Source organism: Stenotrophomonas geniculata ATCC 19374 = JCM 13324 (genome assembly GCF_001431625.1).
Classification (GTDB): Bacteria; Pseudomonadota; Gammaproteobacteria; order Xanthomonadales; family Xanthomonadaceae; genus Stenotrophomonas; species Stenotrophomonas geniculata.
This window is the reverse complement of record NZ_LLXT01000102.1, coordinates 66,752-82,542: the sequence shown is the minus strand read 5'-3', so window position 1 is coordinate 82,542 and position 15,791 is coordinate 66,752. Positions and strand designations below refer to the sequence as shown.

The following is a 15,791-nucleotide window of genomic DNA, read 5'->3' as shown; positions in this document are numbered from 1 at the left end:
CACCGATGCAAGGTTGCCGGTAGGCAGGACGCCCCCAACCCCAACTGCGAGGAACCCGGAAATGGCTACGGTTACTACGAAAGACGGCGTCGAAATCTTCTACAAGGATTGGGGCCCGCGCGACGCCAAGGTCATTCATTTCCATCATGGCTGGCCCCTCAGCGCCGACGACTGGGACGCGCAGATGCTGTTCTTCGTCAACAAGGGATATCGCGTGGTTGCCCACGACCGCCGCGGGCATGGCCGCTCCAGCCAGGTGTGGGACGGCCACGACATGGACCACTACGCGGACGATGTTGCGGCGGTAGTCGAGCAGCTGGGTACCCACGGCGCGATGCATGTGGGCCATTCCACCGGCGGTGGACAGGTGGTCCGCTACATCGCTCGCCACGGCGAGAAGAACGTGTCCAAAGCGGTGCTGATCAGCTCGGTGCCGCCGCTGATGGTCAAGACCGCGGCAAACCCGCAGGGCACGCCCAAGGAGGTCTTCGACGATTTCCAGGCGCAGCTGGCGGCCAACCGCGCGCAGTTCTACCACAACGTGCCCGCAGGTCCCTTCTACGGTTACAACCGGCCCGGCGCGCAGCCTTCAGATGCGGTCATCTGGAACTGGTGGCGGCAGGGCATGCAGGGTTCGGCCAAGGCGCACTACGATGGCATCGTGGCGTTCTCCCAGACCGACTTCACCGAAGACCTGAAGGGCATTTCCATTCCTGTGCTGGTGATCCATGGCGATGACGACCAGGTGGTCCCGTATGCCGACTCGGGCGTCCTTTCCGCGAAGCTGGTAAAGAACGGCACGCTGATCACCTACGAAGGTGCGCCGCACGGCATTCCGACCACGCATGCCGACCGGATCAACGCCGACCTTCTGGCGTTCCTGGAAAGCTGATCGTGAAGGATCCGGGAAGTGCCTCAGGCACTTCCCGGACCACCCGGCAGGCGAATTCCATTTGCGGCAACGAATGCACGCGACGCATGCCAATAGGCCTGTGGTGGCGTATGCAGCTCCGGCTGCGACCAGTAGTCATCGAGGTGCAGCGCACCCATCACGCCGCCCCATGCAGCACGCGCATCGTGGACGCGCATCCGCCAACGATGATGCGGCGGAAAGTAGGCGTAGTGTTCGAGCGCCTGCTGCTGCGCCTGCTCTTCAGCAATGCCTGCCTGATGGATCAGCGTCCACGCATGCATATGGCGGGCGTGGGCAAGCGCACCGAGATACTCATTCTCATCCAGCAAGGGAACCGACTCACCGCGAGCCAGGCACAACGCATCCGACTCGGTGTCGTATGCCAGCGACGGCTGCGCCAGTTCCGGGTTCTGGTGCCAGTACCCTTCACCCAACACGTGCAGCATCGCCCAGTGCCAAGGCTCGTCGTGGAAGATCAGTGCATGCTCGTACTCGCAGCCGGGGGCCTGGTCGGGATAGCGTTGGCGTGCCTGTTCGATTGCCAGCGCTTCAGGAACCTGGCCGTAGCGCACCAGGCACCAGGCGAACAGATGCCGGCTGTCTTCGATTTCAGGGGCGTGGGTGCCGGGCATGTTTGATCCTTGCGTTCGGACCAGATGTTGCCCTAAAGGGCAAACGCGCGGGGAGGAGGAGACCGGCAGTCGATCATGCGAACTGGGTTGGCCCACCATCAACAACATACCCAACCCATCTCGTTGTTTTAAATCACATTATTGATGCGAAGGCCACTCATATACCGCCAAAGTTACCGTCAAGAGCATCTTGCTCAGAGGGGCTTATGACAGTGGGTGCAAGCGGCAGCATCAAGTTTGGCTGGGCCAAAGACGCAAAGAGTGAGCACGTTGCGCTTAGCCCCCATACAAGCAAGCCGCCGACGACAATGAGAGACGTAAGCAACACGCAGACAAGAATGAGGATGATCACGACGACTCGAACCTCTATCGGTGATGTGGGAGATGGCTTTGCAAGCAGGGCTCGGGTGCCCCTTCAGCACCAGCGGTAGGCCACTCGACGTGGTAAAGCTATCGCAACGCCCGTCCGGATACCACATGAAGATTCCTAACCACCTGATAAGTGCACTCAAGGCCCCTTCCGCGAACCTAGCGAAAGACGTGATCTCAGCAGTATGGGAAGCCGCGCTAGACGAACACATCTTGGGGAAAGTACCTGTGGTTTCCGTCGTGCTGGCCGTGAGGGACGGGGCTGCGGCGATCAGTGACCGCTTACTAGCCGCGAAGGTCGCCCGCTTCTTAAACGGAGTCGACGACCTGTCGGCCAGCGAACGCGCTCGTACTGTCGACGAGCTCGCGGGAACAGAAGCGAAGCGGGAGCGGCTAGGAGAATTGCTGCTAGACAAGCTTGATCGGGCGGACCCTCTCCACAAGCCACAGATGCTTGCGAAGCTGTTCGTGGCGGTTTGTAGACGGCAGATCGCGGCTTCAGACTTTGATCGGCTCTCAGACATGGTGATCAATGTCTTCCTGGGTGACCTACGAGACCTCGCGTACAGGGGGGACATTGAGGATGTGGGTGAAAGTAGACGCTTTGCCCTTCAGGCTTCCGGCTTCCTGGCGTGGGAGGTCGACGAGGTGTATGCCGGTAGCGGAGCAACACTGAAGTGGTCCATCACCAAAGATGGCAACACCATTCTCTCTCACTGCCCGCCAGGCGACGGTTAGGCCTCCGAACGCCCGCACGCGGGTGAACCGCCCAGCGCCCGCGCCCCCCCCGCCGCGCGCACTCGTCTCCCCACCACGCCTGCGCACTTCATAGGGTGCTTTTCTGCACTACCTGCACACGGGCCAGAAACAGGCCCAGCAAGACTATCAGGACCATTGAAAGGTCATGCCAATACCTGCGAATCCCTGCGCCAAAGGGGGTTTCTGGCAGGGCATTGAGCGGTCAGATAGACGCTAAATGTGCAGTGACCAGGGAAGGGGGAAAAGAGGGCATCCGATAGCGTCCAAGAAGAAAAAACCCACTACTTACAGTGTTTCAGGAAGGCTATGAATTAAGGGTCTGGAACGCTTTTTTGGTTACACGCCCTGTGCAGGCACTACTGTCCCTCTCCCCCTACCGCTTCCATTGCCTCCCAAGGGTTTCGCCGGTTTACCTGCTGTCTTGCCGCCTGCCATTTCCTGTTTGAGATTTCTGACTCACTATTTTTACTGGTTACATTGGTACAATGGTTACAGACTCGGCGGATCCTATACATATCAATGGCTTGCAGATAACTTGAGCGCGTACCAATGCTTGGGTACTACTGGTTACATTGGTTACACCGAGTGCCGCCAGGGCGGCATGATTGATGACCGGTTGAGGGAGGTGCGTAGCTCGATCCCTGAAGGGATTGCTCGCGTCATGTTCACCCCAGTGGAGCAGGACACGGTACTGCACGGGTTCATGAAGAAGTCGGAGAAGATGCCCAAGACCGATCTGGCACTCGCGAAGAAGCGCAGAAATGGGCTGATCAAACGAGCAGGAACCAGCACATCGGGTCGAGCTTTGACGACTTTCTGGAGCCGGAAGGACTGTCCGCGTCTATCGCCCTCAAGCACGTGATCGCCTGTCAGGTCGCCAAGCGATAAAGGTGGCCAATGTCATCAAATCTGCCTTGGCCAAGTGTATGAACGCCAGCCGTTCGCAGTTGGTTCGTGTGCTGGTTGAGGCGGATACCGGCTCACCCTCGATACGCTCAGCCGTATAGCAACCGCCTTGGCTATGGGGTTCACGTTGACCTGGTGCCACCGAAGCAAAAAAGAGGTTTTGGGTCAGTAGTGAGTTTACTAACCCAAAACCATGTTTTGCCAATTTTGTTAACTAGTTGATGCTACTTTTGTTCAGAAAGGCACTGCTTTATTAGATCGGAATCGGTATTGAGAACACGAAAAAGGCTGACACCAAAGACGCAGTCACTGCACACATCAGGTATCGGTATGTCTGCTTTGCGCGCAACTGCAGTACCGCACCCAAAAGGAGGGCAGCAAAGCCAACGTACCAGTATGAATACTTGGACTGATCATTGAGGTTAAACATCGAGATCACATAAAGCGCGATGCTCAAAATGAATGCAAGCCTGGCTGTGCCGCGCCAGAGGGTCAGTTGGTGTTGCTGCATAGGACCTGCTCCCGATGCTCCTGTCCATCGACTTCTTTCATTACGGACGTGCATACAACGCCACTCTGAGTACTGTTGTTTCCTGTGAAGGTTGCTCCCAGCCGAGTTGCCTGCTGAACGAACTTGATGTAGTCATTATAATTTGCAAACTGATATTCGCGGTACGTACCGGGGCCTCCGGAAAGATCACCGGCACTTGCGGGAATGAGGTTATTCCCTGAATCCCTCGTTTCAGACTTTACTCGAACCCAGCGCTTTATAACGGGGTCGAAGTTAAGGGTCGCCTTGGAGCCATCGGCAGCGATAACTTCTATTGTCACGGTCACCTTGCTAAAGTCGATAGGGATGAATTTAACCGAGGAAAGAAAGTTCAGAAGCATGTTTTTATTCGCTGGATCGGTCTCCCCTGCATAATCTGAAAGTGCTTTATCAAGTGCAGGATTATTGACTACGTCATACATCGAGTTCGGCACGTTGCCGGTGGCCACGATAGTTCCGTTGATGGCAATCGCTGCACGCAGATAGCCTGCCACTTCTGTCGGAACGGTGACCTCACTCGCGTTGCCGTAGCTTGTTGAACCATCGGGAATCTGATCCGGTATGTCCTGTCCCCAGTTGTCGATCGATACAGAGTACCTTTTGACAAATCCATCAGTCTGATTGATCACAAAAACATCAGAATACGAATAGCCACCTTGGGCCGTTTCCAATATTGCCCATTCCTTCATCTCCTGCGATGAGCACCCGTCGCAACGAAGAGTGATTGCTTCAGCGGAACTGGCAAAGCCACCAGCAACGCACATTGCAGTTGCAATAACCCAAATCGAATTCAACTTCATGTTCAATCCTCCTTGTTTTGAAGCGCCTAGCAATCCTTGGGCGCTTTGTGAATGTTTCATGAATTTCGAGGCATGTAAAGCGCAGCAGAACTGAAGGCAGCGCCTTTGCGGAACTGTCCGAGCACATCTACCGCGAAAGGTAGCCGTCGCTGAGCAACCACTGGGGTCATACAAGAACCCAACGATGCCCGCGTCATAGCTGCGAGCCGGGGCGTTGTTGTAGCCATTGGAGACTCACAAATGGCACATGCCGGGCCGTCAGTCAGTCGCAGTTGGATCGCACGCCGGATAAGGCAAATGCCAGGCTCAGGCCCGAGACGTTTAGCCGTGCAGCCACCGCTCTGGGCTATGGGATTCACGTTGACTTAGTGCCGTCCAAGCAACATGGCAGCAAGCGGCGAAAGAACGTGGCCGAGCCCACCATCTGCGCGGCATGAAACGAGAATGGGCCGCGCAAAGGCGGCCCATGGATTCAGTGCGAGCCGTAGCCACCGCACGTTCTGCGGCCAGGATCGGCGCAACGATAAGGCGTCAGGTTGCTACAGGCGCCAGGTCAAACGGGGCGAAGGTAATGACCTCCTCGCCGATCCATTCGTTAACCATGGCCATCCGCGATTGCAGGGGTGCCAGTTCCATCGACGCCCACACCGTTGCCGCATCCCGTATCGAGCCGAATCCGCCCGCATTCTGCGGGACGATACCCAGCAGCTGCGGGGGGATACGTAGCGCGGCCAGAATGTCATCACGAGTCACACGCTTGATGGCGGTGAACTCATCCTTGGCCGCCACTTCGCTGATCGGGATCAGCTGCAATCCATCCTTCTTGCCATTGGGCGAATGCACGAACAGGTTGCGGAAATTGCCCGGCCCACGCGAGTCCCGCAGCGCTTCACGCAAGGCGTCCACGTCCATGCCCTCCGGCTGCGGATCGGTCATGTAGAGGATAAACCCGGCATGCGAGCCGTTGGTGTAGTACCTGCGGCGGAACAACGTGGCCGATTCGTTGAGCAGCGCCGACTGCACAACGGCCAACCACTCCGGCAAGCCGTAGATTTCCTGATCGGTATCGGCCTCCCGCAACTGGTGCACCGAGCCAGGTACAAATTCATGCTCGGCCCGCCCGGCTCGCACCTGGAAGAACTCACCGGGTAGCACACCACGACGCATGTACTGCGCCATCAGCGGGCGCAGCTGCAACAGCCGCCCGGAGTGCGAGGTTTGCCGCCCAAGGTAAGACATGCCGAACACCATGTAATCCAACGCCAGCTGCGAAAACGCCGTGCGGTCCAGCAATCGATGCGGGACGAAGGTACGCACCAGCATGTTGCGCTTGAAGATCAGGCCACTGTGCAGGAACGGATTGGAGCGCGTGGTGCGCGACAGACCGCTGAGGGTAATCGGCGGTTCGTAATAGCGACCGTTGCGCCAGCATTCCAGGTAGTCGAACAACCCGCGCGAGTCCAGCACGGGCGTTGGATCGCCAAAGGAGAATGCGGTGACGGCTCCAGCAGTGCCCGCGCTTTGCGCGGACACGACTTCATCGACAGCGGCATCAGCGTACGGGTCCATCACGCCGCGTCCGCGGCACTGATCTGCGCCCTCAACTTAAGACGAAGTATCGTGCTATGCACCAGCTGCATGTCCACCTCACTAAGTTCCATCGTCGGCAGCGCCAACACGCCTTCTATCTGAGCCGTGACTGCGGCATCGTCCAGGCGACGGCGTACCGCATCGCCAAGGCGACCAAAGAATCGGCTGGCCATTTCATCGGCATCGGCGGAGTTTGTCGCTCTCGAGAACAACGCGAATGCGAAGGCCAGGCTGTCCCCAGCCTGTGCCAGCAACTGCTCGTAGGCCTGATCGGCCACTTCCCAGGTAACCGTGTTCCTAGCGCCGAGGCAACGCTCCGCCACCTCGGCCAATTCCAGCTCCAGGCGCGGCAGCTCGACCGCAATCTCACCCTCCATCGCCTCGTATTCCTCAGCCAGCGACAGCGCCGAGCGCTCATTCGCGCGAAGCTTCTGAATGTCGCGGGTCAGCGTGCCATCGCTCTCGCGCAGCTTGGCACCCCACTGCTGGCGGGCAGCAGCGGCATCGCCCTGTGCAGCCTGCTTGGCGCGCCGCATCGTATCGACCTTACCCACCAAGGCGCGCTTGCGCTGCACCGCGCTGGCCAGCTGCTGCGCCAGCTCGTTCAGCCGTTGCCTGTTCTCCGATACCGGCGCAGCCTCGCTCCCTTCGCAGGATTGAATAGCCAGGTCGGCGGTGTTGGTGTTGATGCTCTGGTTGTCGCTCATGTTGAATCTCCATTGAAAATAATTGGCGGGGGTAGGCTCACCCGACACTGTGTCGGCGAGCTGTATGAAAGGCAGCGCTGCTCACAGGCCGCTGTCGTGAACCTTGCGGGGGTCAAAAACGAAGACGCGGATAGCGCCCAAGCCTGGGACACGCACGGTTTGGGAGGGCCTGCCGTCAGCGCTGCGCTTAAGCCAACCGGCCTCAGCCAGCGTGCGTGCGGCCAAGCGCACATCGAAGCCCGCACATAGCTCCCGTCTGAACGCTTCCTGCAGCACCAGGTATTCCGTCAATCCAACTTCATCGAAGCGCCGGAAACCTACGCGATCGCGCACCGGCACAGTGCCTTCAGGGCTGCGCAGCGGCTCAAGACGGCTTTCGCCGTGGGCCTCAAAGAACGCACGCACTCGCGAGAGCAGTTCGTCGGTGTCGGCGCTACCCGAGCCGCCTCGGCGATGCAGCCATGCCTGGAAGCACGCCGCCACGCCCCGTGTCGCCTCGCCCTTGGGCCAGCCGGTGATGCGGTGGCGGCAGCTGCTGGCCAACTCCCCGGCAAAGGCGACAACAGCGAAGCGCTCGGCCACGCGGCGCACCTCACCGGAGGCATCCTCAGGTACATAGGTGGCCAGGAATCGGTCGGTCGATTCGCGCAGTTGGGCGGTCAGGGTGGGGCTGTCCTGCTGGGTCAGGTAACCCATCCACAGCGGCCACGGTGCACCGTACGTGCGTGCGGCCGCGTCCTTAAGCAGGGCCGACAGTGCCGCGCCGTCGCTGGCATCGTGCAGGCGCTCAAACACACCGTGCCCACCCTCCGCCTCGGCCGGTACGTCAGCCAGGCGCACCGACTGACCCGCCCGTGCCTGCTTGCCCACCTCGGCCATGTGCTGGGCCAACCCGACCTCACCGGCTGACAGGATCAGCACCCGCCAGCGTGCCGCCGCACGTGCCTCACCGGCGCGGTTGGCGCGGCTCTTGCCGTTGCCGTTGCCGTTGGCCAGCAGGTAGGCGGCATCACCGGCCTGCTTGGGATCGATCTGAGCCAGTTCATCCAGAATAAGCGTGGCATCGTTGTGCAACACCGCCACGCCCTCCAGACCGTTGGCCGTGCTGCGCCACTCGCGGGCATATTCCGGGGGACCGACCACGCTGGCCGCCACGCGTAGCGCGGTGCTCTTGCCGCTGCTGCTGCCGCCGACCAGGTGGAACCCACCGCCCGTAGCACCGGTAAAGTGCAGCAGCGGCCCGGCGAACATGGCTGACACCGCAAGCACCAGACGCGAATTGTCCTGGCAACGTCGGGCCACGTCGCGTCGCCAGTCATCCAGCGAGCCAACGGCCGCATAGTGATGCTGCAATCCACCGCTGTGCTGATAGACCAGCCGCTCCGCGCCATTGCCGTAGCTTTCGCCATTGGGCAGTACGTAGCGGCCCTCATGCCAGCCCGGCACGGCGACGTTCCGCGCGCGGGTGTCGATGCGCTCCTGAATGATGTAGGCCAGCAGCCGCTGCATCGTGTTGCGGTGGGCTGACATTTCCACACCGCCTGCGGCCAGCTGGCGCACGAACTCGCGCGGATCGCCCACCAACATTTCCGCAGGTGCCGCCCACTGGTGAGGATGGCCATCGGCATCGGTCCAGGTCAGCAACCTCCCCCATTCCTCGCTCTGGCTGTTGCGAGTCTTGGCCTCGACCTTCAACGGCGAGCAGACAAACATCGGCTCGGCCAGGTCACCGTCCTCGGTGACACCGACGTAGTACACGCCGCTCTCGTTGAGCTGGTAGTGCGCTCGCGCCGCACCGCCACTCGCGCAGTCAGCGGCGTCCTTGTTGCTCTTGGTCTTGCCCTTGGCGCCCTTGCGCACGGCGCGCTGAATCGAGCCGCGTATGGCACCGGTACCGGCGTCCTTCGCGGCATCATTGAAATCGACAGACGTGACGTTGTTCATGCACGGGGCTCCAGTGCCGCGTCGGCGCGCTGCGCCTTCGGGTTAAAGAGAGGGATCATCAGGAAGTAGCCTCATGGCGTTGCCGCGGCGGCATGGCCACGACCCCGCCCACGGCATCGGCGGCGCGCTGGGCGTTGGCTACGCCCGGATTGATGCCCAGCCGCGCGGCGGTGGCCGCGTCGTCATCGGCGCACATCACGATTACTGCCGTGGGGAATTTGGCGCGTAGCGCACAGGCCACCGGCTCCAGATTCCCTGCATCGAAGGCCACGGCGGTGGGATGGCCAGTGGCCTCATGGATGCTGGCGGCAGTGGCATAGCCTTCGGCGATACACACCACGTCGCTGATCGTGCGGCCCACGGCGTAGTACAAGCCACGCTTACGGCCACCGGCCAGGAAGCGCTTGCTGCCATCGGCGGCGATGGTTTGCAGGCTCCACAGCCGTCCCTGTGCATCGCGCAAGGGCACCAAGAGCAGGCCATCCAGCTGCCGCAGTCCGTGAACGCCCACGCCCTTGGCCATCAGGTAGGGATGATCGGAGGAAGCGGCGCTGGCGCGCTGCCAGCGCTCTCGCGCCTGCTGCCGGACCAAAGCCTGGCGCTGGGCACGCTCGGCCTGCTGCTGCCGCTGTGCGCGCATTGCGGCCTCGCGCAGCATCGCGCGATCTGCCTCGCTTAGCGACTCGCTTCCAACTTCGCACCAGGACTCATTGAGTCCGGTCTTCCAGTTGCCGTAAGCACCGGCCTGCGGCGGGCCTGCGTGCAACACATACCAGCCGCTGCGCTGACCGCTTCCATCGCCCTCGGCGCGTACGCGCCGCAGACGGCCATCTGCCACCGCCGTATCTAGCATCAGCCCTGCCGCGCGCAGGGTCGCCAGGAAGCCATCAGGCCGCATCATCGTCGGCCTCCAGCTGGCTGCGGTGCTTGGCGCTGGCCACCACAGTGGCCAGATCCTCATGCACATAGGCGGCGCTGAACGCTACAGCGTCAAACGGCACCGCCATGCGCTCATCAACGCTTGCCAGCAGCAGCGCGGCCGAACATGCGCGCTCTAGGCGATTGAAACTGTCCTCGCTGATCCAGTAGCCAAAGGGCATGCGTGCGGACCTGGGCGCGGGCGCTCGCGGCGGCTCGGCAGCAGCCGGCTTTGCTTGCAGATCTTCCAGCTGCAAGGCCATGCCTCGATCAAACTGCACCTGCGACTGCGCAGGTGCAAACAACGAGAGGCGCACGCGCACCCGCGCCGCAACGGTGGCCAGCTCCACGCAATCGCGCTCCAGCGGCCTCAGCAGACGCTCGCGCAGGCGGTCCTCCAACGGATGGCCTTCTAGCGCTTGATCCAATTCGTCACTGAGAGCGACAAGACGACGCGACGCCTTGCTGTGGAGCCGCTCAATGCGACGGGCTGCCTCCACAATAGTGGCGGTACGCTCGGCATCGAACCAGGTATCGGTGATGGTGGCGCTGAGCACCCCATCGGCCAAACCCGGCACGCCGGACACACTCACGGTATCGAGGTTCATGCAGCCACCTCCGCATCACGGACCATGGCCAACAGCTGACCTACGGACAGGGATTCCAGTGCACCAGGGCGGCACTCAAGTGCGCCTACCAGCTGCGACAACGCGGCCATCGGCATCGTATGGATGCGCTGCAACTGGCGCGCGGCGCTGAACAGGTCATGCGTGGCCGCATCGTCATTGACGGCGGCGATGTTCAGGGAGAGAGCGCTCATCGCGCAGCCTCCTGAACGGTTGCCGCAATGGCGTGCTGCACCTCGCCCAGCGTTAGCGCATCAGGCGCTTTGCCGGTGGCCTCCAAGCGCGCTGTCAGCGTCAGCCAGCGGCAATGGTCCCAATCGAGGGTGTCGGCGATTTCGCCGAGGTGGTGAGCAATACGGGCGGCAAAGCGCGACGGCGCGGCCAGGGTGTCATGAGACATGGCAGGGTCCTCAGGTAAGTTGAGGTCCACCACCGCGCTGCTAAACGAGGTGACGGACGGTACGCGGTTAGCAGACCGGCCTGAGGACCGGCAGACCTTTCGGTCTCCGCGCACCGCCCGCCATAGAACTGGCAAGCAATCGCCCGCGACGACACAGCAGGCAATAAAAAAGCGCCGTGCATCGGTCGATGGGCGCTGGTGCGCCTCAGGGTTCGGGCTGCTAAACCCGGTCGCCGATTGTGCGGCGACGGGGCAATGCTGCATCGGATGAGCCGGTGCTGTCAACACGCGCGTCATCGCCGCGTGCTGCGCTTGGAGCGCGGTGCTTCAGTGGCGTTCTCACTGAGCGCGCGGCGTTCTGCCGAATCGCTGAGGGGCAGGCAAATCTCGGCACTCGGGCAGACGCTTGGCACATGCGTGCGCACGATCTCGGTGTAGGCCGAGAACGTGTGACCGCACAGCGCATTGCGGCACTGGAGCACGGATTCGCGCAGCAGTTTGGAATGCAGCACGCTGGTGCGCACGATGGCAGGCGTATCGCAATGCGGGCAGCGCAGGAAGGCTCTTGAACTGGTCATCGCAATGCCTCAGCAGTCAGTGGTGGAACGGCTACCCGCGACACCGCGCGAGAGTGCAATGCGGCCGCCTTGCGCAGTCCGGCTCTGGGAGAAGTTCAGCGCGAGATTCGGCTGTGCCACAGCCGTTCGCAGATGCTCAGCCAGGAACTTGGCTTCTGCCGGGCTCAGGGTGAACTTCTGATCGGAGATGGTCAGGACGATGGTGTCTTTCATGGCTGCGCTCGCAGGTGGGTATCGGGAATGTGGGTGGCAATCCACGCGTCCACGTCCGACTCCAACCAGACAGTTACGCGCGGGGAAAGGGGGATCGATGCGGGGAACCGGCCGCGCTTCATCAGCCAGTACAGGTGCGAGCGGGAAATGCCGGTACGACTGAGCACCTCGCGCTTGCGCAGGAAGCGTTCACCGCGTGCGGCATCGGGCCGAGAATGATCGGCAGGCTGACCGGGTGCGGTCGCCTGAGGGGCTGGGGAACCAAGCATGTGAGAGGTCGCGGGGCTGACGTTTAGTCAACCGCCGCCCTGTGTTGTGGGCTTGGTTAGAAGGCTAGAGACAGCTGCCGCTCAACTCACGCAGCACGATGTGTAGGGAAAATTTTTACAGTATTTTGTAAAATTACACATGACGAATTCCCCTTGACGGCGCACGTTTTCGATGCGCCGGCCAACTGGCGGGAGATGACAATCGAGCGCAGCAGTCAAGCCGCCCGACTGGTTGCGCAGGACAAACGGACGCGCCTGGCAACCTGCTGCTCCAAGCCGACGGCGCAAAATGTGCGGCGAGCGAACTATCGATTACCCGCGGGTTCGGTCTGGTCATCGGCCGTCATGACGACAACTCGGCGGCCTACAAAGCCACCCGCTGGCCGGAAAGAGGCTGCGGCAGAGCGATTCAATCGGCGCGCGCCATCGATCCGGATACGTCCAATGTGGGTTGATAGGGCGCAGCTGTAACCAGCGTAACCAGCTGTAACCAGTGAATGCGGCGCTCCGAAAATGGACGCAACCGACTGATTTTTAATACGTTTCTCAGCGGTGTAACCAGTGTTACCACTGTAACCAGCAAAAACAGTAAGTTAGAAATGAAAGATGGAAGAACGGGAGGTCAGCTGGAGGCTCTCAAGCCGTCCAGATAGTCCGCCCACGCCTGCATCATTTTTACCCGCTCAACCAGGTGAGCCGTACGGTTGTATGCCCTTCCGTTGGGGTCACGCACAGCGTGTGCAAGCTGGTGCTCGATGTAGTCCGGACGGAAGCCCAGCACCTCATCCAGCACAGTGCGCGCCATCGCGCGGAAGCCATGCCCGGTCATTGTGTCGGAGTCGTAGCCGAGGCGACGTAGCGCCGCGTTGATCGTGTTCTCGCTCATCGGCCGCCCCTTGCCACGCACACTGGGGAACACGAACTCTTTCCGCCCAGTCAGCGGGTGCACAGACCTAAGAATCGCCACAGACTGCGAAGCCAATGGAACAACGTGCGATTGGCCGGTCTTGCTTGCCGTGAACCGCCATTCGCCATTGTCCAGGTCGATGTCCGACCATCGTGCACGACGAAGCTCACCAGGGCGAACGAATACCAGCGGCGCTAGGCACAGGGCCGCCATGACAATCGGTGATCCTGGATAGCCGTGTATTGAGCGCAGCAGTTCTGCGATCTGCTTGGGCTCAGTCATGCTGGCGAAGTGACGCCCTTCGGGCGAAGTGAGCGCTCCTTTCAGATCCTCTGCCACGTTCCTGTCTGCACGTCCTGTCGCTATCGCGTATCGAAGAACCTGGCTGACCAGCATCCGCGCCCGATGTGCAGTTTCGACCGCGCCGCGCCCCTCGATCTTGCGCAGCGTCTCCAACAGTTCACGTGCTGTGATCGCTGCAATGGGTCGTTGCCCGATGTACGGCGTCAGATCTTTCTCGATCAAGCGCGTCTCTCGTTTCACCGACCCGGCAGACAGCTTCTTGGCTCTCATCGCCAAGTGTTCGCGCGCCAGCGCCCCGAATGTGTTGGTGGCCAGTTCCAAGCTGGCCACTTTCTGCGCCTTGCGCTGCTCGCCCGGATCAACACCTTCGGCCAACAGCTTTCGCGCAGCAGCATGGCGCTCGCGCACGGACGCCAGGCTCACCTCTGGATAGGTGCCAAGCGACAGCGTGTTGCGCTTGCCGGTCACAGGACGCCGATAGTCCCAGCGCCACCATCTGGCGCCATCAGGTTTCAGCAGCAGGTACAGGCCTCCGCCGTCTCGCAGCTTCTGCACGGCAGCGGTGGGCTTGGTCCTGCGAATGGCGGTATCGGTCAATGACATGGTGGCGGCAACTGATTTGGCGGTAACAGGTGTAGAGCGGGTGGAGGTTACCGCCAAAGATACCGCCAGAGAAGTCTGGATTCTGCTGGATCACATAGGACGCAATCAGATGCAAAAAAGGCTGAAATCCCTGTTTTTTCAGGATATTTCAGCCTTCATAGGACGACATAGGATCATCAATTGGTGGGCCCACCAGGATTCGAACCTGGAACCAAGGGATTATGAGGCCTCTATAGGGCTTCCACGCGCTTCCACAGGTGTCCCAGCTTTAAGCTAAGTCATTGATTTTCTCAGGCTGTGCGACCACCTGCGCCCATCATCGTCCACCTCTTTCCACGGACAAACGGTCACCGAGCGGTCACCAATGGGCGCATCAAAGGGAATGCTTACAGCGAAGGGACTGGCCGCACTGCCGGCCGGCGAATGGGCCTCAGATCCGGCGCCGCGCGGCGCGGGCTGCCTGGACGTGCGCAAGTTGGCCGGCGGGCAACTGCGGTTCTACTACAGGTACACGAAGTCCAACGGGCAGCGCGACCGTCTGCTTATCGGCACCGGCCTGGCACTGACCGCAGCGCGCGAAGCGGCGGCGGCGTTGTCACGGCGGTATCAAGCCGGCGAACGTGATTTGCGCGACGCGATCGCGGCCGAGGCAGCGGCGGTGGACCGTGCGAAAGCCGAGGCCCTGGCCGAATCGACGCGGCGATCAGGCGCCACGTTGGGTGCTCTGATGACAGCCTATGCCCAAAGCTTGGAGGACGGCGGCAAGGTCTCTGCCGCTGCGACGCGCGCTTCCATCACGCGCCACATCGAGGATCCGTGGCCTGCCCTCTGGGGGCGCCCGGCATCCGAGCTTGAGCTGGATGACCTGCTTCCGATCCTGTCGCGGCTTGTGCGCGCCAAGAAGCTCCGCGAAGGCGGCAAGATCCGGTCATACCTGCGTGCAGCGTATGCGGCGGCGATCGCAGCCAAGCAGGACGCGGCCGCCCCCGACGCTCTGCGCGTGCTCAACGTATCCAGAAACCCGGCGCGCGACCTGGCCACGCTCGACAGCGGTCAGCCGCGAGACCGGGTTCTTACGGTGGCCGAGCTTCGTGCCTACTGGCGCAGGATCGAGAAGCTGCCAGGACGACAGGGCGCCCTGCTGCGCTTCCACCTGCTGACCGGCGGGCAGCGCATTGCACAGCTGATGCGGCTGAAATGGTCAGATCACGATCACGACACGGATACCGGCACCGGATCCGTCCGCTTGCTCGACATCAAGGGGCGTCGCCGCGTGCCCCGCGTGCACTTGGTGCCGCTGCTCCCGCTGATGGCTGCGGATCTCGCCGTCTTGCGCGGCGATGATGACAGTGACGGCGACGGCGCCAGGCCGCACCTGTTCTCGCTCACCGGCGGAAAGGCGCCGGCGACCTATGACGAGTTCCGGGGAATCATGGATCCGGTGGTGGCCAACATGGTGGCCGCCGGCGAGCTGACATCGCCGTTCACGCCTGGCGATCTAAGACGCACGGTGGAGACTCGGCTCGCTGCGCTGGGCCTGTCGGAAGAAGTCCGTGGTCACCTGCAATCCCACGGCCTGAGTGGCGTTCAGAAGCGGCATTACAACTTCTTCGAGTACGACGCGGAGAAACGCGCTGCGGTGGAGGCCCTGTACGAACTGCTTACCGGCGCCGGTGCGACGGTGGTTCCGATGCGCAAGGGCCTGAACCGCTAGAACGGCAGGTCCTCCGGCAGATCTAGACCTACCAGGCGGCCTGCGGCGCGTTGATGACTACTGGCGGTAGCGCGCAGACGTTGCGCGCTC

The 15,791-nt window shown here is 61.5% G+C and carries 17 protein-coding genes; 4 read left to right on the top strand and 13 right to left on the bottom strand.

Going from position 1 to position 15,791, the window contains the following annotated elements:
* Nucleotides 1-61: 61 nt before the first annotated feature.
* On the top strand, nt 62-892 hold the full coding sequence (locus ARC63_RS10275) for an alpha/beta fold hydrolase (RefSeq protein WP_057503206.1): 831 nt from the start codon (nt 62-64) through the stop codon (nt 890-892).
* A 23-nt stretch (nt 893-915) separates the two neighbouring features.
* Here ARC63_RS10275 and ARC63_RS10270 read toward each other — a convergent pair whose 3' ends face one another.
* Complete coding sequence (locus ARC63_RS10270; RefSeq protein WP_057503205.1) at nt 916-1,545, bottom strand: hypothetical protein; 630 nt, start codon at nt 1,543-1,545, stop codon at nt 916-918.
* 477 nt (nt 1,546-2,022) lie between these two features.
* Between ARC63_RS10270 and ARC63_RS10265 the strand changes: the two genes are divergently transcribed.
* Complete coding sequence (locus tag ARC63_RS10265) at nt 2,023-2,652, top strand: hypothetical protein (protein ID WP_139042406.1); 630 nt, start codon at nt 2,023-2,025, stop codon at nt 2,650-2,652.
* A gap of 622 nt (nt 2,653-3,274) precedes the next feature.
* Nucleotides 3,275-3,535, top strand: a complete 261-nt coding sequence (locus ARC63_RS10260) for a type II toxin-antitoxin system RelE/ParE family toxin (protein ID WP_082587848.1) — start codon at nt 3,275-3,277, stop codon at nt 3,533-3,535.
* Nucleotides 3,536-4,071: 536 nt separating this feature from the next.
* Here the strand turns inward: ARC63_RS10260 and ARC63_RS23205 are convergent.
* From ARC63_RS23205 to ARC63_RS10205, 12 genes are all read right to left on the bottom strand, one after another.
* Nucleotides 4,072-4,929 carry a hypothetical protein gene (locus tag ARC63_RS23205; RefSeq protein WP_139042405.1) on the bottom strand — a complete coding sequence of 286 codons (858 nt, stop codon included), beginning with the start codon at nt 4,927-4,929 and terminating at the stop codon, nt 4,072-4,074.
* A gap of 531 nt (nt 4,930-5,460) precedes the next feature.
* The gene (locus ARC63_RS10250) at nt 5,461-6,498 is read right to left on the bottom strand and encodes a phage portal protein (protein ID WP_231298620.1); all 1,038 of its coding nucleotides are present in this window, start codon (nt 6,496-6,498) and stop codon (nt 5,461-5,463) included.
* Entirely contained in the window at nt 6,498-7,226 is a 729-nt protein-coding gene (locus tag ARC63_RS10245) for a hypothetical protein (protein WP_057503201.1), read from the bottom strand. The genes ARC63_RS10250 and ARC63_RS10245 overlap by 1 nt, the downstream gene beginning before the upstream one ends.
* Nucleotides 7,227-7,307: 81 nt before the next feature.
* A complete protein-coding gene (locus ARC63_RS10240) occupies nt 7,308-9,170 on the bottom strand; it encodes a DUF927 domain-containing protein (protein WP_057503200.1) in 1,863 nt (620 codons plus the stop codon).
* A gap of 58 nt (nt 9,171-9,228) precedes the next feature.
* The gene (locus ARC63_RS10235) at nt 9,229-10,071 is read right to left on the bottom strand and encodes a toprim domain-containing protein (protein ID WP_057503199.1); all 843 of its coding nucleotides are present in this window, start codon (nt 10,069-10,071) and stop codon (nt 9,229-9,231) included.
* Nucleotides 10,058-10,696: a hypothetical protein gene (locus tag ARC63_RS10230; protein ID WP_057503198.1), complete on the bottom strand. Its 639-nt coding sequence runs from the start codon at nt 10,694-10,696 to the stop codon at nt 10,058-10,060. Before ARC63_RS10230 ends, ARC63_RS10235 begins: the two co-directional genes overlap by 14 nt.
* Nucleotides 10,693-10,908 carry a hypothetical protein gene (locus ARC63_RS10225; RefSeq protein ID WP_057503197.1) on the bottom strand — a complete coding sequence of 72 codons (216 nt, stop codon included), beginning with the start codon at nt 10,906-10,908 and terminating at the stop codon, nt 10,693-10,695. The genes ARC63_RS10230 and ARC63_RS10225 overlap by 4 nt, the downstream gene beginning before the upstream one ends.
* Nucleotides 10,905-11,114: a hypothetical protein gene (locus ARC63_RS10220; protein ID WP_057503196.1), complete on the bottom strand. Its 210-nt coding sequence runs from the start codon at nt 11,112-11,114 to the stop codon at nt 10,905-10,907. The genes ARC63_RS10225 and ARC63_RS10220 overlap by 4 nt, the downstream gene beginning before the upstream one ends.
* Before the next feature lie 293 nt (nt 11,115-11,407).
* Nucleotides 11,408-11,692, bottom strand: a complete 285-nt coding sequence (locus ARC63_RS10215) for an Ogr/Delta-like zinc finger protein (RefSeq protein ID WP_082587842.1) — start codon at nt 11,690-11,692, stop codon at nt 11,408-11,410.
* Nucleotides 11,693-11,701: 9 nt separating this feature from the next.
* Nucleotides 11,702-11,905: a hypothetical protein gene (locus ARC63_RS10210; protein WP_049453498.1), complete on the bottom strand. Its 204-nt coding sequence runs from the start codon at nt 11,903-11,905 to the stop codon at nt 11,702-11,704.
* A complete protein-coding gene (locus ARC63_RS22790; RefSeq protein ID WP_082587841.1) occupies nt 11,902-12,174 on the bottom strand; it encodes a helix-turn-helix transcriptional regulator in 273 nt (90 codons plus the stop codon). Before ARC63_RS22790 ends, ARC63_RS10210 begins: the two co-directional genes overlap by 4 nt.
* Nucleotides 12,175-12,796: 622 nt before the next feature.
* Entirely contained in the window at nt 12,797-13,987 is a 1,191-nt protein-coding gene (locus ARC63_RS10205) for a tyrosine-type recombinase/integrase (RefSeq protein WP_057503195.1), read from the bottom strand.
* 364 nt (nt 13,988-14,351) lie between these two features.
* On the opposite strand from ARC63_RS10205, the gene ARC63_RS10200 reads away from it, so the two are divergent.
* A complete protein-coding gene (locus ARC63_RS10200; RefSeq protein WP_158003728.1) occupies nt 14,352-15,701 on the top strand; it encodes a tyrosine-type recombinase/integrase in 1,350 nt (449 codons plus the stop codon).
* The last annotated feature ends 90 nt before the right edge of the window (nt 15,702-15,791 follow it).